Raw genomic sequence first — 1,260 nt, 5'->3', positions numbered from 1 at the left:
CCAAAGAACGACTGAGAAAACTATCCGATCAATATTATGGCTCTGCCGCTGACGCTTTTAGAAAGCTGATTGCAAACATGCACATACCAGCTGTTCCGGACAATGATATCGATGATTCTTTATTACGGCTTGCGTATCTTCGATGCTTGAGTAATACATACTTGGCTCTGTCTGGAAGTAAAGCTGTTGAAACTTGCTTGGCCACGCTGAAAGGGCATACCGAATTGGTCAAATCAATCACGAGATTGCCCGATGGACGGCTGGCTTCGTGTTCTTTTGACAATACTATAAATGTGTGGGACCTGACCCTGCCCGTGGAGGAGCAATGCGTGGCCACGATCAGTGGGCACAACGAACCGGTGCACTCAGTGGCTTCATTGGCCGACGGGCGATTGGTTTCGGGCTCTGATGACTTTACTGTAAAGGTGTGGGATCTGAGCAGGGCAGACGACCAAAAATGCGTAGAGACGCTGATAGGGCATTTCTTCTGGGTGAACTCAGTGACGTCATTGGCCGATGGTCGGTTGGTTTCGGGCTCATATGACGAGACTATAAGGGTGTGGGATCTTGGCAAGCCAGACGGGCAGAAATGTGTAGCAACGTTGAGAGGGCATACCAATAGGGTGCACTTTGTTAGACCATTGTCAGATGAGTGTCTGGCTTCGGGCTCTGCTGACCAGACCATAAAGGTGTGGGATCTGCGCAAGCCCGATGGTCAGCAATGCGTCGCGACGTTGAATGGACATAGCGACTACGTGTCCTCACTCGCAGTATTTCCGGATGGGCGGCTGGTTTCGGGTTCTTTTGACAAAACCGTCAAGGTATGGGATCTGGGCAAGCCTCGTGGACAAGAATGCGTGGCGACGCTGAAAGGTCATACCGGTGAGGTATTCTCAGTCATAACATTGGCCGATGGGCGGCTGGTTTCCGGCTCTGATGACAAAACCATAAAGGTGTGGGATCTGAGCAAGCCCGACGGGCAGCAATGCGTGGCGACGCTGAATGGTCATGTCGGCGGGGTGAAATCTCTCACGGAATTAGCCAATGGGTGGCTGGCGTCCGGCTCTAATGACAAAACCATAAAGTTATGGGAACTGAGAAGGCTCCAGGAGGCTGTCCGAGAATAGCGCCCGACTGGGCGTCCCCGAAGCGAGGCTGGCAGAAAATTGAGGATAAAAAGACGGAAATTTTTAGACCAATTTGCTGTCGCCGCACGACTGCATGGATGCAGGAGCCAGAGCAACGCAGGAGCAGTTGCCG

General features: G+C 52.1%; 1 protein-coding gene. It reads left to right on the top strand.

The annotated features are described in order from the left end of the window. Positions 1–1,127, top strand: a 1,127-nt coding sequence (locus tag KDK14_RS08910; protein WP_257264739.1) for a WD40 repeat domain-containing protein, incomplete at its 5' end; no start/stop codon positions are given. Positions 1,128–1,260 lie beyond the last annotated feature (133 nt).

It is taken from the genome of Endozoicomonas sp. ONNA2 (genome assembly GCF_024606365.1).
GTDB lineage: Bacteria > Pseudomonadota > Gammaproteobacteria > Pseudomonadales > Endozoicomonadaceae > Endozoicomonas.
The sequence above is the reverse complement of the archived record's forward strand: the minus strand, read 5'-3'. Positions and strand labels throughout refer to the sequence as shown.